Origin of the sequence: Streptomyces sp. NPDC051563, from assembly GCF_044454225.1 — a bacterium.
GTDB lineage: Bacteria > Actinomycetota > Actinomycetes > Streptomycetales > Streptomycetaceae > Streptomyces.
In genome coordinates this window covers 14,384-36,074 of sequence record NZ_JBITDL010000043.1, presented here as the reverse complement: position 1 = coordinate 36,074, position 21,691 = coordinate 14,384, and the positions used below count along the sequence as shown (strand labels likewise).

The following is a 21,691-nucleotide window of genomic DNA, read 5'->3' as shown; positions in this document are numbered from 1 at the left end:
CTCGTACCCCCGAGGAGGTGCAGGATTGGCCGCCAGCAGCGTGGAAGGAGCGAGGGTGTCTCAGAGGGAGGCTTCTCGGCGCACCCGGCAGCTCATCGTCGAGGCGGCCGGCGCCGTGTTCGCGGAGAAGGGCTTCAACGGGGCCACGATCGCGGACGTGTACCAGCGGCTCGGCCTCACCAAGGGTGCGTTCTACTACTACTTCAAGGGCAAGGAAGAGCTGGCCCAGGCCGTTCTGGCGAGCCAGATCGACACGCTGGGCTTCCCGCTCGTGCCGCGGAGCACCCGGCTCCAGGAGCTGATCGACAAGGGCATGCTCTTCGCCGTTCAGATCCGCAGTGATCCGATCGTGCAGGGCAGCCTGAGGCTCTCGCTGGAGCGGGGAAGCCACCACGCGGACCGCTTGCGGCCGTACCAGGACTGGATCGAGCACAACCGTTTCGCGCTCGGGCTGGCCCGGGAATGCGGTGAACTCCACGCCCACGTGGACCTGGACGCGGTCGCCAACCTCTTCGTCGGAGCCTTCACCGGAGTGCAGGTGCTCTCGGAGGTCCTGACCGACTGGGAGGACCTGGAAGTACGGGTGTCCGTGCTGCTCAGGCACATCATGCCGATCATCGCCCTGCCGACGGTACTGGCCGAACTGGACATGGCCCCGGGCCGTGCCGAGCGGGTCGTGGCCGACCTGGAGAAGCACCTGCGGCAGCGGGCGGAGACCGAAGCCGACGAGACGGCCGAGCTCCAGGACTAGTACCTCCGGCCGCCGGTCCGCCCTTCGCGGCGACCGTCCTGCCCCCTTCACCTCCGCCGGGCGTCCTCGACGCCCGGCGGAGGTGTTTTCGCACCTGGTTCGGGGCTTGGGACGACCACATCAGATCTTCCGATGACGGTTGCCTACCTTCATGCAGGTTTGTTTCCATGGATGAGGCCTCGAGTCACACACGAGGCTCTCTTGACCGACCACGGAGAAGCCACATGATCAAGCTCGATGACATCCGCCGTCACGCGGCGGGCGGCGTGACGCGGGATGCCTTGGTCGACGGCCAGGTACGGCTGACCTGGGGCCAGTTCGCCGACACCGTGGAGCGGACGGCGGCCGGACTCGCCGAACACCTGCCCGCCGAGGGCGCGGTCCGGGCGGTCTTCCTCGCCGGGAACAGCTGGCAGCTCACCGTGGCGATGAGCGCCTGCGCCACCCTCGGCGTCTCCTGCACCGGTCTCGACCCGCAGAGCGGCACGGACGATCTGGGCCAGGTGCTCTCCTGGCTGGAGCCGTCGGTGGTCTTCGTGACCTCGGAGCACCGCGCCACCCTCGACCAGCTCGTGTGGCCCAGCGGCCCGCAGGCCGTGCACGTCCTGCTGGACGGGATCACGGCTCCCGGCGCCCCGGCCGCACCCGGCAGGCACCAGGCGCTCAACTTCGACCTGCTGACCTCGGCCGAACCCCTGCGCACCCTGCCCGCGCCCCGGCCGTACGAGTCCTTCGCGGTCGGTGCCCGCAGCGAGGGTCCCTCCCGGATCGCCGTGCGCCGCACGCCCTCCGAGGGCCGCCACCTGGTCGACCTCGTCGACGAGTTCGGGCTCAACCGGGACGACGTCCACCTGGCCTCGGCCCCGCCGACCGAGCCCACCGCCCTCGCGCTGGCCCGCACCATGCTCGGCATCGGCGCCACCGTCGTCCTCGCGGACGGAGCCGGCCCGGACACCCTGGCCTCCCTGCTCGTCGCCGAGCGCGTCAGCACCGGCGTGATCACCCCCTCCACCCTGCACGGTGTGCTCGGACTGCCGGAGAACGCCGAGCCCTCGCCGCGCACCCGCCACCTGCGCTTCCTCCTCACCCCCGGCGCCCACCTGGGCCGATGGACCGTCAACACCGCCTGGGAGCGGCTCGGCCCGGTGCTGCACACCGCGCTCGGCAGCGCGGAGACGGGGCTGACCGCGGTCATGGGCCCGGAGGAGCTGCTGGTCTCGCCGCCGCGCTCGGGCCACACCACGCTCGGCACCACCGTCGCCGTCCTCGGCGAGGACGGGCAGCCGGTGCAGCAGGGCGAGAGCGGCCGCCTGGCCTTCGCGGGACACCAGGTCATGGACGGCTACCTGGACGGCGAGACCCAGGTCGCCGAGCTGGACCTCGGCTGGGGCACGGAGCGCTTCCTCGTCACCGACGAGTCCGGGTACGTGGACGAGACCGGCCGGCTGCTGGTCACCGGGCGGGTCACCGAGGTGCCCGTGGTGGTCCGCGATTCGGCGGTCGACACCGAGCTGTTCCGGCTGGAATCGGACCTGCTCAACCTGCCCTGCCTGCGCGACACCGCCGTCATGCGGGTCAGCAGCGCGGTGCTGGGCGACGCGATCGTGGTGCCCTTCATCGCCGTGGCGGTCGGCCGCGAGGCCACCGGCTACCAGGCGCTCAGCGCGGCCTGCGCCCGCCGGGTGCCGTCGCTGCCCGCGCACGTCATCGCCGTCGACACCATCCCGTACAGCCCGACGGGCCGCATCCGCACCGGGGACCTCCTCGACGCGGTCCTGCCCATCATCACCCTGAACCTGCAGCTTGAGCAGTCGATGCAACAGGAGATGTCCGCGTGAACCTGCCCTCCTTCGACGACCGGCAGTACGACGAGGTGCTGGTGGAGGACTTCGAGACGGCCTTCTTCGCGCTCGAACTCGAACTCCTCGACCTGCCCTGCGTCCAGGACATCGCGGTGATGCGCACCCGGCTGCCCGAGGTGGGCGAGACGCTGGTGGTGGCCTTCGTACCGCTCCTGGAAGAGGACCAGGAGGCCGGCGGACGCCAGGCCGCGCTGGCCGCCTGTGAGCGGCGCATGCCGTGGGTGCTCTCGCACGCCGTGGCCGTCGACGCGATCCCGCGCGCGGCCGACGGATCCGCGCGCACGGGGCTCCTCATCGACCGTCTGCTCCCGCAGATCGCCCGGGACCTCCTCTCACCGATGGAGATGTCCGACTAAGTCCACTCCGCCCAACCCGCTGTCAACCACGAAGCAGCGGCTGACCTGTGGCCATGCCCTCCCTGCGGGCATGGCCACAGGTATGTCCGCAGTCGTACGAGAAGGTGAACGGCGAATCCTCGTACTGCAGTTATACCTGCACCGTGGTATGTTCCTACCCTCCGAGGCTCTGGAGCCTCGCAGAAGGGAGCCCCTGCCGTGCAGTTCCAGCAGTTACGCTCGTTCCGCGAAGTAGCCGCCGAGATGAGCTTTACTCGTGCCGCTCGCAACCTCCACTACTCGCAGCCCAGCGTCACCGCCCACATCAAGAACCTCGAGGACTACATCGGAGCCGCGCTGTTCCATCGCGCCGGCGGCCGGGTCCAGCTCACCGAGGCGGGCATGCGGCTGCTGCCGCACGCAGAGAAGATCATCCTGATAGCCGAGGCCGCCTGTATCGACGCGGCCTCCGCCGGTCAGGCCCGTCCCGCCGCCTGACCAGCCGCCGGACAGCTTTTTGCAATTCTTTTCATTTTGGCCCGGCTGTGTATCCGAATGATATGGATCAAGGCCGGGCCAACGTTATTTCAGGGCATTCGGAATTCATGATTCCGTCATATTGAGAAGCGCGACCGGCTCTTCTCTGTGAGGTCAACCAGGCTTCTTCGCCTCGTCGTTGACATACCCCCCTGATTGTGATGGCGCCAGGGTTGGCGTAGATGGGCAATTGTCCGTGCGCAGCCCCGCAAGAGCCGATCGGCGGCCGAGCCTACGCTCGGATCAATCGAACTGTGCGCCCGGCAGCGGTCGCGTGTATTACCCCTGGAGAGGACATCAAAATGGGTCAGGTCCCGATAGTGGATGAGGCTCCGAACGACCTCATGACGGGCGACTCCTACCTGGAGAGCCTGCGTGACGGCCGTCAGGTCTTCGTGAACGGCGAGCTCGTCAAGGACGTGACGACGCACCCGGCCTTCGCCATGGCCGCGCGGTCGACCGCGCACCTCTACGACGCGCTCCACCACCCGGACACCAAGGACCTGATGACGACGGTCGACCGGTACACGGGGTACCGCGTCCACCGCTTCTTCACCCCGGCGCACTCGGGCGAGGACCTCATCAAGGCCCGCGACGCCATCGAGCACTGGGCCCGCCTGAGCTACGGCTTCATGAACCGCACGCCCGACTACAAGGCGTCGTTCATGGCCGGCCTGGCCGTCACCCACGACTTCTACGAGCCCTTCGGCGACAACGCCCGCGCCTGGTACGAGAAGTACGCCCGCCAGGGCCTCTCGATCAGCCACGCGATCGTCAACCCGCCGGTCGACCGCAACAAGCCGGCGCACGAGATCCGCGACGTCTACCTCAAGGTCGTCGAGGAGCGCGAGGACGGCATCGTCGTCGAGGGCGCCAAGCTCATGGCCACCGCCTCGGCGCTCAGCAACGTCGCCTTCGTCGGCCAGATCCACCTGGCCAACCTCGAAAAGGGCAAGGCCGAGGACATGGCGCTGGCCTTCCTGGCCCCGCTGAACACCCCCGGCATGAAGGTCGTCTGCCGCACCCCGTACGAGGCCAAGGCCTCCAGCCCCTTCGACAACCCGCTCTCCAGCCGGTTCGACGAGAACGACGCGGTGCTGGTCTTCGACAAGGCCTTCATCCCGTGGGAGAACGTCCTGATCTACCGGGACACCGAGAAGATCCACCAGTACTTCCCGCGCTCCGGCCTGCTCTCCCGCGGCTTCTTCCAGGGCGCCATCCGCATGTCGGTCAAGCTCGAGTTCATGGCGGGCGTCCTCGACCGGGGCACCCGCATCAACGGCACCGACGGCTTCCGCGGCGTCCAGGCCGGCCTCGGCGAGCTGCTCGCCTGGCGCCACCAGACCTGGGCCGTCACCACCGCCATGGCCCTGGACCCGGAGGCCGGCCCCGCCGGCACCGTCCTGCCGCGCATGGACTACTCGGCCGGCTACCGGGCGCTCGCCCCGCTCAGCTGGGAGCGCACGCACCGCTTCTTCGAGGAGCACCTCGCGGGCGCGCTGCTGATGACCCCGTCCAGCGCCAAGGACCTGCAGAACCCCGAGCTGCGTCCGCTGCTCGACCGCTACTACCGCGGCACCGGCGCCACGGCCGAGGAGCGCACCAAGCTCTTCAAGCTGGCCTGGGACGCGATCGGCACCGAGTTCGGCGCCCGCCACGAGCTGTACGAGCTCAACTACGCCGGCGGTCCCGACCAGGTGCGCCTCGACACCCTGAACTGGTCGCGCGGCGCCGGTCTGCTCGACAACTACGGCGACCTCGTCCAGCGGGCCCTGGACGACTACGACCTCGACGGCTGGACCCGCGGCCGCTGGGCCCAGGACAACTGACCGTCAAGCCCGCGTACGGACGGGTGCCCGCGGCCGAAGCGCCGCGCGCACCCGTCCGCGCCCAGCAGAGAGGCCCGGCCATGAACCACGACCTGCGCGATGTGATGCGTTCCTTCGCCACCGGGGTCTGCGTCGTCAGCACCTACACCGACCAGGACGGTGTGCGCACCCACAACGCGATCACCGTCAACTCGCTCACCTCCGTCTCCCTGGAACCGCCGCTGGTGTCCCTGAGCTTCCGTCACGACTCGGAGTTCTTCGCCGAGCTGCTGCGGACCGGTGTCGTCGGGATCTCGATCCTCGGCGCCGAGGGCGAGTCCACGGCCCGCGCGTTCGCGCGCCGGCGGCCCGAGCGCGACCAGGCGCTGACCGAGGTGGCGGGAGCGCCGGGCGAGGCCACCGGGACGCTGCTGTTCGACGCGGCCGCCTGGATGGAGTGCAGCCTGCGCGACCACGTGGTGGCGGGTGACCACGTGATGGTCATCGGAGAAGTCGTCGCCATGGGTGCCCGCGAGACCCAGACCCCCCTGATCTTCCTTCAGGGCGGATTCCACAGATTCGAATTGGAACAGGTGTGAAGTGCGCGCGAAGAAGCTGTTGAGCTGGCGGGTGTTCCTCGGAGCGGCCCTGGCCATATCGGCCCTGACCCTGCTGATCCTGCCCGGTGACCCGGCCCAGGCCACGGACTCCACCGCGGAGGCCGCGGCGCGTACGTCCGGCTCGGTGACCGTCTGCCTGGTGACGCGGGACGCCCCGACCCGCGAGCGCACCGTCAATGTCGCGCAGTGGGCCTCGCAGGTCCTGCTCCAGGAGACGCTGTCCTACGCAGGGCCCTGTGCCTCGTACGGCGCCCCGAGCGCGCTGGGCAACGGCACCGTGCGCACGTACGCGCAGATCACCGGCACCACCCCGAAGACCGTCGGCTTCGTCTTCCCCAAGAACACGCTGACCGGCCTGCCGACCACCATGACCGACGGCCACCACTGCTTCGACATGGACGGCAACGGCGCGGTCAACGAGCACACCGAGTGCGTCGGCGGCCACGAGCGGCCGCTGGAGCTGCCCTCGCAGCTGACCGCGCTGCCCGGGATGCCGCTCAAGTGGGCCCTGTTGAACTACAACCCGATGGGCCACGGGCCGGAGCACATCTACGACACCCCGCACTTCGACTTCCACTTCTACACGCAGTCCAAGGCGGAGCGCGACGCGATCCGCAGCGGCCCCTGCGGCCTGGCCATCAACTGCGACGACTACGCGACGGCGATCAAGCCGATCCCCCCGCAGTACCTGCCGGCGGACTACGTGAACAACAACGTGGCCGAGGCGGCCATGGGCAACCACCTGGTCGACATGAACTCGCCCGAATGGCACTCCACCGCCTTCACCCAGACCTTCATCTACGGCGCCTACGACGCCAAGATCAACTTCCTTGAGCCGATGATCACGAAGGCCTGGTTCGAGGGCATCGCCACCGGGGTCAACCCGAGCCGCTGCTGGTCCATCAAGCAGCCGCAGCAGTGGCAGATCGCCGGCTGGTACCCGCAGGAGTACTGCATCGACTACCGCGCCAACCGCGGTGACTACACCGTCTCGATGAAGAACTTCAAGAACTCCGCCGCCTGAGTCGCACGGACCACGGCCGCAGAGACACACAACCACTGGCCGACCGGCCCGCCCCCGCCGCACCGGGGGCGGCCGGCGGCTCCCACTGAATCCCCGGAGTAGGCGAGGAAAGGGCCAGCGTGATCGCGGACAGCAAGGCCGGCGCACGACGACCCCGCGCCTTCCACGAATTGATAGGTGACTGACACATGTCCCGTGGATTCTCGATCGGTATCGTCGGAGGAGGCGCGGCTGCAGTCTGCTTGATCGACGCGTTGTCGCGAACACAAAGCGAACCGGGCAGCCTCACGGTCTTCGAACCGTCGCCGCACCTGTGGCGCGGGCGTGCCTACCAGGTCGACACCGAGACCCTCAAGGTCAACGCGACCCCCGACGACATGTCCGTGCGCGCCGGCGACCTCCAGCACTTCGAGAACTGGCTGGAGACGCGGGACAAGGTCATAGGGGTCCGCACCGGAGTCGACCGCTGGTCCGGGAGCCGCTTCGCGCCCCGCACCGTGTACGGCGAGTACCTGGAGCAGACGGCCTACGCCGCGCTCGGCGAACTGCGCCGCCAGGGCTGGCGGGTCGACCTCGTCGGCGAGGGCGTCACCTCCGCGAGCCGCGCCGCCAACCGCGTGCTGCTGCGCACCGGCAACGGCCGCGCCCGCGCCTTCGACTACGCCATCCTTTGCGTCGGCGGCGACAGCCCCAAGGACGTCTACGGACTCGGCGACACCCCCGGCTTCGTCGGGGACCCGTACCCGATCGTCAACAAGCTGGCGGACGTCGGCGAGCGGGAGCACGTCGCGATCATCGGCAGCGGCCTGACCGCCATCGACATCATCCTGTCGCTGGCCGCCCAGGGACACCAGGGCAAGATCAGCCTGCTGTCCCGGCGCGGGGTCCTGCCCGGCGTACGGCAGAAGGCGGTCCCCTTCGAGCTGCGGCACTTCACCCCGCACCGGATGGAGGAGCTGGCCGCGATCCACCCCGAGGTCACCCTCGAGGACATCGCCACGATCATGCGGGCCGAGTTCCGCGATGTGGGCGCCGACCTCGACGCGGTGGTCTCGGAGATCATCCGGGTCGACCTGGAGGACCCGGTCGAGCGGCTGCGCCGGCAGATCGAAGAGGTCGACTCCCCGCACATGGGCCTGCGCATCCTGCAGCGCGCCGTCCCCGAGACCGGCCCCGACGTCTGGCCGATGCTCCGCGAACAGGACAAGGTCCAGCTGCTGCGCGCCCACTACCGCACGATCATGAGCCTGTGCTGCCCCATGCCGCCCGGCAGCGCCGGAGTCCTCCTCGACCTCGTCGAGGCGGACAAGCTGGAGATCGTCGCCGGCCTGCAGAACATCACCCCCCACCCCGAGGCCGGCTTCGACGTCGTCACCGCCGAGGGACACGACTTCCGGGCGGACCGCGTCATCAGCGCGGTCAACGCCTCCGAGGGGCGCATCCCCACCAGCGCCGCGCCCCTGGTCACCTCACTGATGCGCAGCCGCGTCGCCAGCCGCCACCCGCACGGCGGCCTGCACATAGCGCGCCCGACCAGCCAGCTGACCACCAACGGCCGGCCCGACCCGCGCCTCTACGGGCTCGGCAACATCGCCGCCGGCTCGCTCTTCTTCACCTTCGGGATCCCCTCCCTGGTCGACCGCAGCCAGGACATCGTCGGCGCGATCCTGCAGCACGCCGAGACCGTCACGGCCGCGACCCAGGAGAACGAGGACGTCCTGCTCACGGTCTAGCCGCGAGCGGGGGACCACCCCGCTCCCGGCCGGGCCGCCGCCCGCACCAGCACCCGTACCGACACCGGAAGACGACCCGGAGATTCCGGAGATGAGGACCCCCGAGCATGAGCGTCACCGAGACCGACCGGCCCGCCTACCTGGCGGACACGCACACCGGCCTGCCGATCCCCAGCGAGCCGGTCTTCGCCACCCACGAGGAGACGCGCCGTCACCGCAAGCAGCGGCTCGCCGCCGCGCTGCGGCTGTTCGGCAAGTACGGCTTCGGTGAGGGCATCTCGGGCCACATCTCGGTCCGCGACCCGGAGCACGAGGACCGCTTCTGGGTGAACCCCTTCGGCGTCTCCTTCAACCTGGTCCGCGTCGCCGACCTCATCTGCGTGGACTCGGCGGGCACCGTCGTCGAGGGCAGGCACCGGGTCAACCCCAGTGCGTTCGTCATCCACTCGGCCATCCACGAGCTGGCGCCGGGCGCCACCGCGGCCGCCCACGGCCACACCGCGCACTCCCGCGCGCTGGGAGCCCTGGGCCGCCTGCTGGACCCCATCGACCAGGAGTCCGCCGCCTTCTACAACCGCCAGGTCCTCTACGAAGAGTACGAGGGCCCCTCGGTCTCGGCCGAACTCGGCCGAGACATCGCGGAGAAGCTGGGCGACAACCGCGCGATCCTCCTGCGCCACCACGGCCTGATAACCGTCGGCGGATCGCTCGACGAGGCCGTGCACTGGTTCTTCACCTACGACAGCTGCGCCCAGGTGCAGCTGCTCGCCCGGGCGGCGGGCACGCCCAAGAGCTTCACCCATGAGCAGGCCGTCGCCGCTGGGGACGGCTTCGGCAACGAGCAGCTGGGCTGGTTCAGCTTCCAGCTGCTCTGGGACGAGATCATCCGCGAGCAGCCCGACTTCCTCGAAGAGGACTAGCCCTCGCGCACGTCTCCTCGTCCGGTACCACCCCCGAAGAATCACCGAGGAAGAAGAGGCACCACCATGAACATCCTGCTTTTCGGAGCCAGCGGACACATCGGCAGCGCCATTGCCGGCGAACTGCTCTCCCGCGGCCACGCCGTCACCGGCGTGACCCGCACCGGCGAGATCGCGGGCACCAGCCACGAAGGCCTCAAGGTGATCGCCGGCGACGCCACCAACGCCGACACCGTGGCCGAACTGTCCGCGCAGGGCTACGACGCCGTGGCCTCGGCCGTCGGCCCCAAGATCGGCGTCGACGACGACCACAAGATCATCGTCGGTGCGGCCAACGCACTCATCGAGGGCCTCACCCGCAGCGGCGTACGCCGTGTCGTGGTCCTCGGCGGCGCCGGCAGCCTGGAGGTCTCCCCGGGCGTCAAGGTCATCGACAACCCGCACTTCCCGGCCATGTGGAAGCAGAACGCACTCGCCCAGAGCGAGGCGCTCGCCCTCTACCGTCAGGCCGGCTCCCTGGACTGGACGTTCATCTCCCCCGCCGCCCAGATCGAGCCCGGTGAGCGCACCGGGACCTATCGCGTCGGCGGTGAGCAGCTGCTGGTGGACGCCGAAGGCAAGAGCCAGATCAGCATCGCGGACTACGCGGTCGCCTTCGTGGACGAACTGGAGCGCGGCGACGCGATCCAGGCCCGCATCACCGTCGCCTACTGATTCCGCGTTCCCCCGGAGGGGATCAGAAACATGACTTCATCCGCCACACCGAAGAGCGCCGGCATCGTCCGGTTCGCCATCATCCTCGGTGCACTCACCGCCCTCGGCCCGCTGGCCAACGACGCCTACATGCCAGGCCTCCCGCAGATCGCGGAGGACCTGAACACGAGCGCCTCGGCAGCCCAGCTCAGCCTCACCGCCTGCCTGCTCGGCCTCGGCATCGGCCAGCTCATCGCCGGACCCGTCAGTGACGCGCTCGGCCGCCGCCGCCCGCTCATCGCCGGTCTGGCGCTGTTCGCCGTCACCGCCCTGCTGTGCGCCTTCGCCCCCAACATCTGGACGCTGGTCGGGCTGCGCGCCCTCCAGGGCCTCGGCGGCGCCACCGGCATCGTCATCGCCTCCGCGGTCGTGCGCGACCGGCACACCGGGCCCGCCGCGGCCCGGTTCTTCGCGATGCTGATGCTGATCACCGGCATCGCGCCGATCCTGGCCCCGATCCTCGGCGGCCAGCTGATGCTCGTCACCTCGTGGAAGGGCATCTTCGTCGCCCTCGCCATCATCGGCGCCCTGATGCTCATCGGCGTCGCCGGCGCCCTGCCCGAGACGCACCCCGCCGAACGGCGCGTCAGCGGCGGCCTCAAGGCCACCGGGCCGATCTTCCGGCGGCTGCTCGGCGACCGGGTGTTCGTCGGCTACAACCTGGCCTGCGGCTTCGCCTTCGCCGCGATGTTCGCGTACATCTCCGGCTCGACCTTCGTGCTCCAGTCCATCCACGGGATGTCCCCGCAGGGCTACAGCGTCGTCTTCGGCGTCAACGCCCTCGGCCTGGTCATCGCCGCGCAGGTCAGCGGTCGCATCGTGCACAGGACCGGCCCGCGCGCCCTGCTCGCCACCGGTCTGGCCGTCTCCGCGGTCGGCGGCCTCGGACTGCTCGCCGTCGTCCTCACCGACGCCGGTCTGGCCCCGCTGCTCGTCGCGCTCTTCCTGGTCGTCTCCAGCGTCGGCCTCGTCCTGCCGAACTCCTTCGCCCTGGCCCTCCAGGACCACGGCGACGTGGCCGGATCGGCCGCCGCGCTGCTGGGCCTGTCCCAGCACCTGATCGGCGCGGCCGTGGTCCCGCTCGTCGGCCTCGCCGGCGAGGACAGCGCCGTGCCGATGGGCATCGTCATCGCCGTCCTCGGCGTCGGCGGTCTGCTCTTCTTCGGCCTCACCAAGGGCCACAAGGCCGCCGGTGAGGAAGCCGAGGCCCAGCCGTCCGAGGGCCAGGCGCCTTCGGCCCGGACCGCCGAGGTCCACGAGCCGGTCTAGGCCCCTGGCGAGACAGGCTCCTGCAACGGATTGCCCACCGGGGGTCCGTACGGCCGCACCACCGTACGGACCCCCGGTACCCGGGGCCGCCATCCCGGGCGGCGACAGGCCCACACCTCTTCCCTTTTCCCACCGAAACCGATCGAGGCACAGCCACCATGACCCTCGCCACGCACGCCACGGCCGTCGACACCTGGCGGCTGCTGCCCGCCGCCCAGCAGCCGACCTACCCCGACCCCGTCGCCCTGCGCTCCGCGCTCGACGACCTCGCCTCCTACCCGCCCCTGGTCTTCGCCGGCGAGTGCGACCGGCTGCGCGACCGGCTCGCCGACGTCGCCCGCGGCGAGGCCTTCGTCCTCCAGGGCGGGGACTGCGCCGAGACCTTCGACGCCGTCAGCTCCGACCAGGTCCGCGACAAGGTGCAGACCCTGCTCCAGATGGCCGCCGTCCTCACCTACGCGAGCTCCGTGCCCGTGGTGAAGATCGGCCGGATCGCCGGGCAGTACTCCAAGCCCCGCTCCAAGCCCACCGAGATCCGTGACGGCGTCGAACTGCCCGTCTACCGCGGCGACTCCGTCAACGGCCTCGCCTTCACGCCCGAGTCCCGCACCCCGGACCCCGAGCGGCTCAAGCGGATGTACCACTCCTCCGCCGCCACCCTGAACCTCGTACGGGCCTTCACCACCGGCGGCTACGCCGACCTGCGCCAGGTCCACGAGTGGAACCGCGACTTCGTCGCCGCCTCCCCGGTCGGCGAGCGCTACGAGCGCCTCGCCGGGGACATCGACGACGCGCTCACCTTCCTCGCCGCCTGCGGCGCCGACCCGGCCGCCGTCCACTCCTCCGAGATCTTCGCCAGCCACGAGGCACTGCTCCTGGACTACGAGGCCGCGCTCACCCGCATCGACGCCCGTACCGGCCGGCCGTACGACGTCTCCGGCCACATGATCTGGATCGGCGAGCGCACCCGCCAGCTCGACGGCGCCCACATCGAGTTCGCCTCCACGGTGCAGAACCCCATCGGAGTCAAGCTCGGCCCCACGACCTCCGCCGACGAGGCCCTGCGCCTCATCGACAAGCTGGACCCGCAGCGCGAGCCCGGCCGCCTCACCTTCATCACCCGCATGGGCGCCCGCAACATCCGCGAGATCCTCCCCGAGCTCATCGGAAAGGTCACCGCCGAGGGCGCGCGCCCCGCGTGGATCTGCGACCCGATGCACGGCAACACCTTCGAGGCGCCCAGCGGCCACAAGACCCGGCACTTCGACGACGTGCTCGACGAGGTCACCGGCTTCTTCGAGGTCCACCGCGCGCTCGGCACCCACCCCGGCGGCATCCACATCGAGCTGACCGGCGACGACGTCACCGAATGCGTCGGAGGCGGCGCCGAGGTCCGGCTCACCGACCTCGGACAGCGCTACGAGTCCGCGTGCGACCCGCGCCTGAACCGCAAGCAGTCGCTCGACCTGGCCTTCCGGGTCGCCGAGCTGTACCGCAACCGCCAGGCGGCCGGCGAGCCCCGCCGCGAAGCCGTACCGGCCGCCGCCTGATCCCGCGCGACCGATCGACGTACCGTCCTGAAGCAAAGGGAGAAGCCCATGTCCGTGCGTGCCCTGCGCGGTGCCATCCAGCTGGAAGTCGACGAGCGGGGCCACCTGCTGGACGGGGTCCGAACGCTGTTCCAGGAGATGCTCGCCGCCAACGGGCTCGACCAGGAGGAGCTGGTCAGCCTGTTCTTCACGGCGACCCCCGACCTGGTCAGCGAGTTCCCGGCGGTCGCCGCCCGTGAACTGGGCGTGACCGACGTGCCGATGATGTGCGCGCAGGAACTGGACATCGCCGGGTCCCTGCCCCGGGTCGTGCGGATCCTCGCGTACGCCGAGACGGAGCTGACCAAGCGCCAGATCAAGCACGTCTACCTGGGCGGTGCGGCAGCCCTGCGCCGGGACTTGGTCACCGCCGGGGATCCCAGATGATCCGCTCCGCCGCGGTGGTGGGTACGGGCCTCATCGGAACCTCCATCGCACTGGCCCTGTCCCGCCGCGGGGTCGCCGTTCACCTCATCGACGAGAACGACTCGGCCGCCCGCACCGCCGCCTCGCTCGGCGCCGGCACCGTCGGCGCCCCGAAGAACACCGTGGACCTGGCCGTACTGGCCGTCCCGCCGGCCCAGGTCGGCACCGTGCTCGCCGCCCAGCAGAGACTGGGCCTGGCCCACTCGTACACCGACGTCGCCAGCGTCAAGACCGAGCCGGAGATCGGGGTTCTCGCCGCCGGCGCCGACCCCGTCAGCTTCATCGGCGGACACCCCATGGCCGGCCGGGAACGCTCCGGCCCGCTCGCCGCCTGCGCCACCCTCTTCGAGGGCCGCTCCTGGGTGCTGACCCCCACGGCCCACACCAGCCGCGAAGCGCTCAACATGGCGCTCATGATGGTCTCCCTGTGCGGGGCCGTGCCCGTCGTCATGGACAGCGACGTCCACGACCGGGCCGTCGCCCGCGTCTCGCACACCCCGCACGTGGTCGCCTCGCTGATGGCCGCCCGCCTCCAGCACCTCCCGGAGGACGCCTGCCGCCTCGCCGGGCAGGGGCTGCGCGACGTGACCCGGATCGCCGGGGGCGACCCCCGGCTGTGGAGCGACATCCTGGAGTCCAACGCCACCGCGGTCGCCGACGTGCTGACCGAACTCGCCGAGGACCTCCAGGTCACCGTGGCCGCCCTGCGGGGCCTCGCCACCGACGACGCCGACGAACGCGCCCAGGGCACCACGCTCCTGGCCGACCTGCTCGGCCGCGGCATCAGCGGCCGCGACCGCATCCCCGGCAAGCACGGCCACCCCGTGCCCGCCTGCGCGCCGGTCCGGGTCCTGATCGGGGACCAGCCCGGCGAACTCGCCCGGCTCCTCGCGAACGCCGCCGAACTCGGCGTCAACATCGAGGACATGACCATCGACCACTCGCCCGGCGACGAGAGCGGCCTGGTCGAGCTGATGGTCGCCCGCGGGACCGCCGTCACCGTGGCCCAGGGCCTGTTGGGCGCCGGGTGGCGGGTCCAGCGGATGGGGCCCATCGAGGCCCCGCCGGTGGCCGTCGGGGTCTGACCCGGGCCCGCGGATCCCGTACGACCCGTTCCGCCGTCCTTCCCCCTCCACGGGGACCCGGCCGCCCCACCGGCCGGGTCCGCACGCCCACCCCGCCGGCCCACCACGCCGCATGACAGAGGATCACCCTTGAGTACTTTGCGATGGCTCACCGCGGGCGAATCGCACGGCCCCGCCCTCACCGCCGTCCTCGAAGGCCTGCCCGCCGGGGTGGAGATCTCCACCAAGGCCGTCGCCGACTCCCTCGCCCGGCGCCGCCTCGGCCACGGCCGGGGCGCCCGGATGGCCTTCGAGCGGGACGAGGTGACCTTCCTCGGCGGCGTCCGCCACGGCCTCACCCAGGGCGGGCCCGTGTCGGTCCAGGTCGGCAACACCGAATGGCCCAAGTGGGAGACGGTGATGGCCGCCGACTGCGTGGACCCGGAGGAGCTGGCCGGGCGGGCGCGCAACGCCCCGCTCTCGCGCCCCCGCCCCGGCCACGCCGACCTCGCCGGGATGCAGAAGTACGGGTTCGACGACGCCCGGCCGGTACTGGAGCGGGCCAGCGCCCGCGAGACCGCCGCCCGCGTCGCCGTCGGCGAGGTCGCCCGCGCCTTCCTCCAGCAGGCGTACGGGATCACCGTCGTCAGCCACGTCGTCTCCCTCGGCGCGGCCAGTGCCCCCGAGGGAGTGGTCCCGGGACCCGGCGACACCGAACGCGTCGACGCCGACCCGGTGCGCTGCCTGGACCCGCAGGCCTCCGCCGCGATGGTCGCCGAGGTCGACCGGGCCCACGAGAACGGCGACACCCTCGGCGGAGTCGTCGAGGTCCTCGTCTACGGACTTCCGCCGGGCCTGGGCAGCTACGTCCACGGCGACCGGCGCATCGACTCCCGGCTCGCGGCCGCCCTCATGGGCATCCAGGCCATCAAGGGCGTCGAGTTCGGCGACGGCTTCGGCCTCGCCAAGGTCCCCGGCTCCCTCGCCCACGACGAGATCGAGCGGGACGAGGAGGGGGCCGTCCGCCGCCGCACCGCCCGCTCCGGCGGGGTCGAGGGCGGCATGACCACCGGCGAACCCCTGCGGGTGCGGGCCGCGATGAAGCCCATCGCCACCGTGCCGCGCGCCCTGGCCACCGTCGACGTCGCCACCGGCGAGCCGGCCGTCGCCCACCACCAGCGCTCCGACGTCTGCGCGGTGCCCGCCGCGGCCGTCGTGGCCGAGGCGATGACGGCGCTGGTCCTCGCGCACGCCGCGCTGGAGAAGTTCGGCGGGGACTCCGTCGCCGAGACCGCCCGCAACCACCGGGGCTACCTCGACCACCTGGCCGTCCGGTGAGCGCCCCGACGCTGAACACGCCGACGCTGGAGTCGCCGGGGGTGGAGTCGCCGACGCCGGAGTCGCCGGCGCTGACGGGGAGCACCCGGATCCCGGTCGGCGGTGAACGGCCCTACGAGGCCGTCGTCGGCTACGGGCTGACCGGTGAGACCGGCCGCGTCCTCGGCTCCGAACCGCTGCGGGTGGCCGTCGTGCACTCCCGCACCCTGCTGCCGACGGCCCGGCGGATCGCCCGCGAGCTCACCGACGAGGGACGCATCGTCGTCTCCCTCGAGGTGCCCGAGGGCGAAGCCGCCAAGGACATGACCGTCGTGGTGGGCCTGTGGCGGGCCCTCGCGGACGCCGGGTTCACCCGCTCCGACGCCGTCGTGGCCGTCGGCGGCGGGGCCACCACCGACCTCGCCGGGTTCGCCGCCGCCGGCTGGCTGCGCGGCGTACGGCTCGTCCTGGTACCGACCACCCTGCTCGGCATGGTCGACGCCGCCATCGGCGGGAAGACCGCCGTCAACCTGCCCCAGGGCAAGAACCTCGTCGGGGCCTTCCACCCGCCCGCCGGGGTGCTGTGCGACCTGGACCTGCTGGACACCCTGCCGCACGCCGACTACGTCAGCGGCCTCGCCGAGGTCGTCAAGGCCGGGTTCATCGCCGACCCGGAGATCCTGCGCCTGGTCGAGGAGGACCCGGCCGGCGTCGCCGTCCACACCCGGGAGCTCGTCGAGCGCGCCATCCGGGTCAAGGCCGAGGTCGTCACCGAGGACTTCCGGGAGGACGGCCGCCGCGAGCACCTCAACTACGGCCACACCCTGGGCCACGCCATCGAGCGGGTCGCCGGCTACCGGGTCCGGCACGGCCACGCGGTGGCCGCCGGCATGGTCTTCGCCGCCGAACTCGCCCGGCTCGACGGCCGGCTGTCCGCCGCGGACACCGAGCGCCACCGCGGGCTCCTCGCCGCCGTCGGCCTGCCCACCACCCACGCCGGAGCCTGGGCCCCGCTGCGCGACGCGATGGGCATCGACAAGAAGACCCGGGGCAACCGGCTGCGCTTCGTCGTGCTCGACGCCATCGCCCGCCCCGCCCTGCTCACCGCCCCGGACGAGGCCCTGCTCCGGGCCGCCTACGAGCGGATCTCCCGGTGAAGTGCGCCCCCGTCCGCTACGCCCGTGCCGGCGCGGTCCGCCGTGCCCGCGCGGTCCGCCACGGCGGATCGGTCCGCCCGGCGGGGCGGGCCGGCGGGGGCGCAGCAACGGAACGCACCGCAGGCCCCGTACGCGAAGAAGCGGTGGGGCCCGCGGGACCCGCACGCACACCCGTACCCGAATCCCCCGGATCCCCCGAACAGGAAGGCCCGTCATGACCGTCGCCACCGCCCCGCAGGGCACCGCGCCCGCCCTGCTCTGGGGGGACGCCGACCGCCGGGCCGTCGAGGTCGCCCGCGCCCTGACCGTGGACGCCGTCGAGGCGGCCGGCCACGGCCACCCCGGTACCGCCATGAGCCTCGCGCCCGCCGCGTACCTGCTCTTCCAGCGGCTGCTGCGGCACGACCCCCAGGACCCGCGCTGGGCCGGCCGCGACCGGTTCGTGCTCTCCTGCGGCCACGCCAGCCTGACCCTCTACACGCAGCTCTACCTGTCGGGCTACGGGCTCACCCTCGACGACCTCAAGGGCCTGCGCACCGAGGGAAGTCTGACCCCCGCGCACCCCGAGTACGGGCACACCCCGGGCGTGGAGACCACCACGGGTCCCCTCGGCCAGGGCCTGGCCAACGCGGTGGGCATGGCCATGGCCGCCCGCCGCGAGCGCGGCCTGTTCGACCCGCAGGCCGCTCCCGGCGAGAGCCCCTTCGACCACACCGTGTGGGCCATCGCCTCCGAGGGCGACCTGGAGGAGGGCGTCGCGCACGAGGCCAGCTCGCTCGCCGGACACCAGCGCCTCGGCAACCTCGTGGTCCTCTACGACGAGAACCGCATCTCCATCGAGGACGACCGGCAGATCGCCCACTCCGAGGACACCCTCGCCCGCTACCGGGCGTACGGCTGGCACGTCCAGGAGGTCGACTGGACCGCCGGAGGCGAGTACCGGGAGGACGTCGAAGCCCTGCACCGGGCGCTCGTCACCGCCCGCGAGACCACCGACCGGCCCTCCCTCGTATCGCTGCGCACGATCATCGGCTGGCCCGCGCCGAAGAAGCGCAACACCGGCGGCATCCACGGATCCGCCCTCGGCGCCGAGGAAGCGGCCGCCGCCAAGGCCGCGATGGGTCTCGACCCCTCGCTCTCCTTCCAGGTCCCCGCCGAGGTCCTGGCCCACGCCCGCAAGGTCGCGGACCGCGGGGCCGAAGCCCACCGCCAGTGGGACAAGACCCTCGCCGACTGGCGCGCCCTCGACCCGGAGCGCGCCGCGCTCTTCGACCGGCTCTCCGAGCGCCGGCTGCCCGAGGGCTGGCAGGACAGCCTGCCGGTGTTCCCCGGCGGCGGCCAGATCGCCACCCGCAAGGCGTCCGGTGAGGTGCTGAACGCGCTGGCCTCCGTCCTGCCCGAGCTGTGGGGCGGGTCGGCGGACCTGGCGGAGTCGAACCTCACGACGATGAAGGGGGAGCCCTCCTTCGTCCCCGAGGAGCTGTCGACCGAGGCGTACTCGGGGCACCGGTACGGGCGGACCCTGCACTTCGGCATCCGCGAGCACGCCATGGGCGCCATCCTCAACGGGATCGCCCTGCACGGCGGGACCCGGCCCTACGGCGGGACCTTCCTGGTCTTCTCGGACTACATGCGCCCGGCCGTGCGCCTCGCGGCCATGATGAAGCTGCCCGTCACCTACGTCTGGACCCACGACTCCATCGGGCTCGGCGAGGACGGCCCCACCCACCAGCCGATCGAGCACCTCTGGTCGCTGCGCGCCATCCCCGGCCTGGACGTGGTCCGGCCCGCCGACGCCAACGAGACCGTCGTCGCCTGGCGCACCATCCTGGAGAACGACGACCGCCCGGCGGGCCTGTGCCTGTCCCGGCAGAACCTGCCCGTGCTGGAGCGCACCGAGGAGAGCGGGCTGTCCCCCGCCGAGGGCGCCGCGCGCGGCGGGTACGTCCTGGCCGAGGCCGAGGGCGGGCGCCCCGAAGCCATCCTCATCGCCACCGGCAGCGAGGTGCCCATCGCGCTCGACGCCCGCCGCATCCTGCAGGAGGAGGGCCTCGCCACCCGCGTCGTGTCCATGCCCTGCCTGGAGTGGTTCCAGGCCCAGGAGGAGGCCTACCGCGAGGAGGTGCTCCCCGCCGAGGTGGCCGCCCGGGTCTCCGTCGAGGCGGGCTCCAGCCTCGGCTGGTACGCCCTGGTCGGTGCGGCCGGCACCTCGCTGGGCATCGACTCCTTCGGCGCCTCCGCCCCGTACCAGTCCCTGTACGAACTCCACGGCCTGACGGCGCCGAAGGTCGCCGCGGCCGCCCGTGCGAGCGTCGAGCGCGCGCAGCGGGGCCGGCAGGGGTCCCAGCAGTGGTCCCAGCAGAGCTCACAGAGAAAGGCCGCCGCCAGATGAGCGCCGCCACCACCGTGCTGGAGGCCCGGATCCCCGGGTCCAAGAGCATCACCAACCGGGCGCTGCTCCTCGCGGCCGCCGCCCCCGGCCGCAGCCGCCTCGGCGCGCCCCTGGTCAGCGACGACACCCTCGCCTTCCGGGCCGCGCTGACGGACCTGGGCACCGGGGTGCGCGACATCGGCGACAGCGGATACGGCTACGGGGACGGCTCCGGGTACGGCGACGGCTCGGGCGAGGTCTGGGAGGTCACCGGGCGCGGCGCCGGACCGGCCGGACCCGGCCGGGTGTGGTGCGCCGACGCCGGCACCGCGGCGCGCTTCCTGCCGCCCTTCGCGGCCACCGGGCGCGGGGAGATCGCCTTCGACGGCTCCGACCAGTTGCGGGCACGCCCGCTGCGGCCGCTGCTGGAGGCGCTCGGCGGGCTCGGGGCGAAGGTGCGCGGTACCGGCCTGCCCTTCACCCTGACCGCGCGGGGGCTGGCCGGCGGCCGCATCGAGCTGGACTCCGGGCTCAGCAGCCAGTACCTCTCCGGGCTGCTGATGGCCGCGCCGCTGATGGACGGACCGCTGACGGTGGACGTGCCGCGGCTGGTCAGCCGTCCCTACGTGGACATGACCCTGTCCCTGATGCGGCACTTCGGCGCCCGGGTCGAGGAGGAGGGCAGCGCGATCACGGTCCACCCGGGCGGCTACCGGCCCACCGACCTCGACATCGAGCCGGACGCCTCGACCGCCTCGTACTTCTTCGCGGCGGCGGCCGTCACCGGCCGCACCGTACGGGTCCGGGCCCTGGGCGAGGGCAGCCTGCAAGGCGACACCGCGTTCGTGGAGGTGCTGCGGCGCGCCGGGGCACGGGTCACCAGGGGCACGGACTGGACCCAGGTCACGGGCACCGGCGCGCTGCGCGGCGGATTCAGCGTCGACATGGGCGACATCTCCGACACCTTCATGACGATGGCCGCCATCGCCCCGCTCGCGGACGCCCCGGTCACCATCACCGACATCGCGCACGCCCGGCTGAAGGAGTCCGACCGCATCGCCGCCGTCGCGGGGAACCTCCGGGCGCTGGGCATCCGGGTCGAGGAGGGTCCGGACCGCATCACCGTGCACCCGGGCACCCCTGCCCCGGCGACGGTCGACTGCCACCGGGACCACCGCATCGCGATGTCCTTCTCGGTACTGGGCCTGCGCGCTCCCGGCATCACCCTCGACGACCCGGCCTGCGTCGCGAAGACCTTCCCGGGCTTCCACGAGGAACTGCGCCGGCTGTTCGGCTGAACGGAGGCCGGAAGGCGGCCGCGCGCTCCGGTCGAGGTGGTCACCGAACACACCTCGCCGACCACCGGGCGGGCAGAGACGGCCTAACGGGGATCGCCGGCCGGGGGCGTTTCCGGTTTCGTGTGCAGGATCTCGCGGGCCTGCTCCGCGGCGCGGGCGATGCTCTCGGAGACGAAGTCGAGGAAGCGGGCGATGTTCTCCATGCGGGTGCCGGCCGGGGTGCCGGGGCCGAGGACGCCGACGCCCTGCCGCGCGGTGTCCACTATCCGGGCCGTGGAGCGGGCGCTGGCCATCATCGACTGGTACCAGATGTCGTCGTCGACGACGTAGCGCTCGCGGCGGCCTTCGTCGCGCTCCCGGCGCACCAGGCCCTGCTCCTCCAGGAACGTGATCGATTTGGAGACGGACGCGGGGCTGACCTGGAGGTGCCGGACCAGTCCGGCCGCGGTGAGGCTGCCCGAGTCGGTGAGGGTCAGGCAGGCCATCACCCGGGCCGTCATCCTGGGCATCCCGGACGCCATCATGACGGTGGTGAACACCTCCTCGTAGGCCTGCACGGCCCCGGCGTCGCGTCCGTGGGCCTGTGGGGGTGCCTCCGGTCCGCGGGGCACGGCCTTGCTGCGCCGGTGGGCGCGGGCCTCGGTGGCGCGGTGGGCCAGGTCGGCGCGGTACGCGCCGGGGCCGCCGTTGCGCATGACCTCGCGCGTGATGGTCGATGTCGGACGGTCCAGGCGTCTGGCGATCTCCGCGTAGGCGAGGCCGTCTGCCACTCCCAGCGCGATCTGCTGGCGTTCCTGCTGGGTGAGCCTGCCTCCCGGCATCGCGGTCTCCTTCGTGGTTCGTCGTGGCTCCAGTAT

General features: G+C 71.9%; 19 protein-coding genes. 18 read left to right on the top strand and 1 reads right to left on the bottom strand.

Features of this window, described 5'->3' with window-relative positions; all coding sequences use genetic code 11:
* Positions 1 to 55: 55 nt before the first annotated feature.
* The 18 genes from ACIA8F_RS35575 (at position 56) to aroA (ending at position 20,834) form a co-directional block, all read left to right on the top strand.
* Complete coding sequence (locus tag ACIA8F_RS35575; RefSeq protein WP_399385164.1) at positions 56 to 751, top strand: ScbR family autoregulator-binding transcription factor; 696 nt, start codon at positions 56 to 58, stop codon at positions 749 to 751.
* A 224-nt stretch (positions 752 to 975) separates the two neighbouring features.
* On the top strand, positions 976 to 2,589 hold the full coding sequence (locus ACIA8F_RS35570; protein WP_399385162.1) for a class I adenylate-forming enzyme family protein: 1,614 nt from the start codon (positions 976 to 978) through the stop codon (positions 2,587 to 2,589).
* The gene (locus ACIA8F_RS35565) at positions 2,586 to 2,969 is read left to right on the top strand and encodes a hypothetical protein (RefSeq protein WP_399385160.1); all 384 of its coding nucleotides are present in this window, start codon (positions 2,586 to 2,588) and stop codon (positions 2,967 to 2,969) included. The genes ACIA8F_RS35570 and ACIA8F_RS35565 overlap by 4 nt, the downstream gene beginning before the upstream one ends.
* 198 nt (positions 2,970 to 3,167) lie before the next feature.
* Complete coding sequence (locus tag ACIA8F_RS35560) at positions 3,168 to 3,446, top strand: LysR family transcriptional regulator (protein WP_399385158.1); 279 nt, start codon at positions 3,168 to 3,170, stop codon at positions 3,444 to 3,446.
* 359 nt (positions 3,447 to 3,805) lie between these two features.
* Positions 3,806 to 5,314 (top strand): 4-hydroxyphenylacetate 3-hydroxylase family protein, encoded by a 1,509-nt coding sequence (locus ACIA8F_RS35555; protein ID WP_399385156.1) that lies wholly within the window; start codon positions 3,806 to 3,808, stop codon positions 5,312 to 5,314.
* A gap of 80 nt (positions 5,315 to 5,394) precedes the next feature.
* Entirely contained in the window at positions 5,395 to 5,892 is a 498-nt protein-coding gene (locus ACIA8F_RS35550; protein ID WP_266914258.1) for a flavin reductase family protein, read from the top strand.
* A gap of 1 nt (position 5,893) precedes the next feature.
* Positions 5,894 to 6,937, top strand: coding sequence for a hypothetical protein (locus ACIA8F_RS35545; protein ID WP_399385154.1), 1,044 nt, complete (start codon positions 5,894 to 5,896; stop codon positions 6,935 to 6,937).
* Positions 6,938 to 7,125: 188 nt separating this feature from the next.
* Entirely contained in the window at positions 7,126 to 8,670 is a 1,545-nt protein-coding gene (locus ACIA8F_RS35540; RefSeq protein WP_399385152.1) for an FAD/NAD(P)-binding protein, read from the top strand.
* A 107-nt stretch (positions 8,671 to 8,777) separates the two neighbouring features.
* Complete coding sequence (locus ACIA8F_RS35535) at positions 8,778 to 9,590, top strand: class II aldolase/adducin family protein (RefSeq protein ID WP_399385150.1); 813 nt, start codon at positions 8,778 to 8,780, stop codon at positions 9,588 to 9,590.
* 66 nt (positions 9,591 to 9,656) lie between these two features.
* Complete coding sequence (locus ACIA8F_RS35530; protein WP_399385148.1) at positions 9,657 to 10,304, top strand: NAD(P)-dependent oxidoreductase; 648 nt, start codon at positions 9,657 to 9,659, stop codon at positions 10,302 to 10,304.
* A gap of 30 nt (positions 10,305 to 10,334) precedes the next feature.
* On the top strand, positions 10,335 to 11,612 hold the full coding sequence (locus ACIA8F_RS35525) for a multidrug effflux MFS transporter (RefSeq protein WP_399385146.1): 1,278 nt from the start codon (positions 10,335 to 10,337) through the stop codon (positions 11,610 to 11,612).
* 158 nt (positions 11,613 to 11,770) lie between these two features.
* Positions 11,771 to 13,162, top strand: coding sequence for a class II 3-deoxy-7-phosphoheptulonate synthase (locus ACIA8F_RS35520; protein WP_399385145.1), 1,392 nt, complete (start codon positions 11,771 to 11,773; stop codon positions 13,160 to 13,162).
* A 48-nt stretch (positions 13,163 to 13,210) separates the two neighbouring features.
* The gene (gene aroH, locus ACIA8F_RS35515) at positions 13,211 to 13,588 is read left to right on the top strand and encodes a chorismate mutase (RefSeq protein ID WP_399385143.1); all 378 of its coding nucleotides are present in this window, start codon (positions 13,211 to 13,213) and stop codon (positions 13,586 to 13,588) included.
* Positions 13,588 to 14,712 (top strand): prephenate dehydrogenase, encoded by a 1,125-nt coding sequence (locus ACIA8F_RS35510; RefSeq protein WP_399385193.1) that lies wholly within the window; start codon positions 13,588 to 13,590, stop codon positions 14,710 to 14,712. The genes aroH and ACIA8F_RS35510 overlap by 1 nt, the downstream gene beginning before the upstream one ends.
* 129 nt (positions 14,713 to 14,841) lie before the next feature.
* Positions 14,842 to 16,029, top strand: a complete 1,188-nt coding sequence (aroC, locus tag ACIA8F_RS35505; RefSeq protein WP_399385142.1) for a chorismate synthase — start codon at positions 14,842 to 14,844, stop codon at positions 16,027 to 16,029.
* A 71-nt stretch (positions 16,030 to 16,100) separates the two neighbouring features.
* The gene (aroB, locus tag ACIA8F_RS35500; RefSeq protein WP_399385192.1) at positions 16,101 to 17,165 is read left to right on the top strand and encodes a 3-dehydroquinate synthase; all 1,065 of its coding nucleotides are present in this window, start codon (positions 16,101 to 16,103) and stop codon (positions 17,163 to 17,165) included.
* A gap of 214 nt (positions 17,166 to 17,379) precedes the next feature.
* The gene (gene tkt, locus ACIA8F_RS35495; RefSeq protein WP_399385141.1) at positions 17,380 to 19,557 is read left to right on the top strand and encodes a transketolase; all 2,178 of its coding nucleotides are present in this window, start codon (positions 17,380 to 17,382) and stop codon (positions 19,555 to 19,557) included.
* Complete coding sequence (gene aroA / locus ACIA8F_RS35490; RefSeq protein ID WP_399385140.1) at positions 19,554 to 20,834, top strand: 3-phosphoshikimate 1-carboxyvinyltransferase; 1,281 nt, start codon at positions 19,554 to 19,556, stop codon at positions 20,832 to 20,834. The genes tkt and aroA overlap by 4 nt, the downstream gene beginning before the upstream one ends.
* Before the next feature lie 83 nt (positions 20,835 to 20,917).
* On the opposite strand, the gene ACIA8F_RS35485 is transcribed toward aroA, so the two are convergent.
* The gene (locus ACIA8F_RS35485; RefSeq protein WP_399385138.1) at positions 20,918 to 21,655 is read right to left on the bottom strand and encodes a helix-turn-helix domain-containing protein; all 738 of its coding nucleotides are present in this window, start codon (positions 21,653 to 21,655) and stop codon (positions 20,918 to 20,920) included.
* Positions 21,656 to 21,691 lie beyond the last annotated feature (36 nt).

Excerpts from the sequence above, each read along its gene's own strand:
- ACIA8F_RS35570 (WP_399385162.1), top strand. The coding sequence starts at position 976 with ATGATCAAGCTCGATGACATCCGCCGTCACGCGGCGGGCGGCGTGACG.
- ACIA8F_RS35550 (WP_266914258.1), top strand. The coding sequence starts at position 5,395 with ATGAACCACGACCTGCGCGATGTGATGCGTTCCTTCGCCACCGGGGTC.
- ACIA8F_RS35540 (WP_399385152.1), top strand. The coding sequence starts at position 7,126 with ATGTCCCGTGGATTCTCGATCGGTATCGTCGGAGGAGGCGCGGCTGCA.
- ACIA8F_RS35535 (WP_399385150.1), top strand. The coding sequence starts at position 8,778 with ATGAGCGTCACCGAGACCGACCGGCCCGCCTACCTGGCGGACACGCAC.
- ACIA8F_RS35530 (WP_399385148.1), top strand. The coding sequence starts at position 9,657 with ATGAACATCCTGCTTTTCGGAGCCAGCGGACACATCGGCAGCGCCATT.
- ACIA8F_RS35525 (WP_399385146.1), top strand. The coding sequence starts at position 10,335 with ATGACTTCATCCGCCACACCGAAGAGCGCCGGCATCGTCCGGTTCGCC.
- ACIA8F_RS35520 (WP_399385145.1), top strand. The coding sequence starts at position 11,771 with ATGACCCTCGCCACGCACGCCACGGCCGTCGACACCTGGCGGCTGCTG.
- aroH (WP_399385143.1), top strand. The coding sequence starts at position 13,211 with ATGTCCGTGCGTGCCCTGCGCGGTGCCATCCAGCTGGAAGTCGACGAG.
- tkt (WP_399385141.1), top strand. The coding sequence starts at position 17,380 with ATGACCGTCGCCACCGCCCCGCAGGGCACCGCGCCCGCCCTGCTCTGG.
- aroA (WP_399385140.1), top strand. The coding sequence starts at position 19,554 with ATGAGCGCCGCCACCACCGTGCTGGAGGCCCGGATCCCCGGGTCCAAG.
- ACIA8F_RS35485 (WP_399385138.1), bottom strand. The coding sequence starts at position 21,655 with ATGCCGGGAGGCAGGCTCACCCAGCAGGAACGCCAGCAGATCGCGCTG.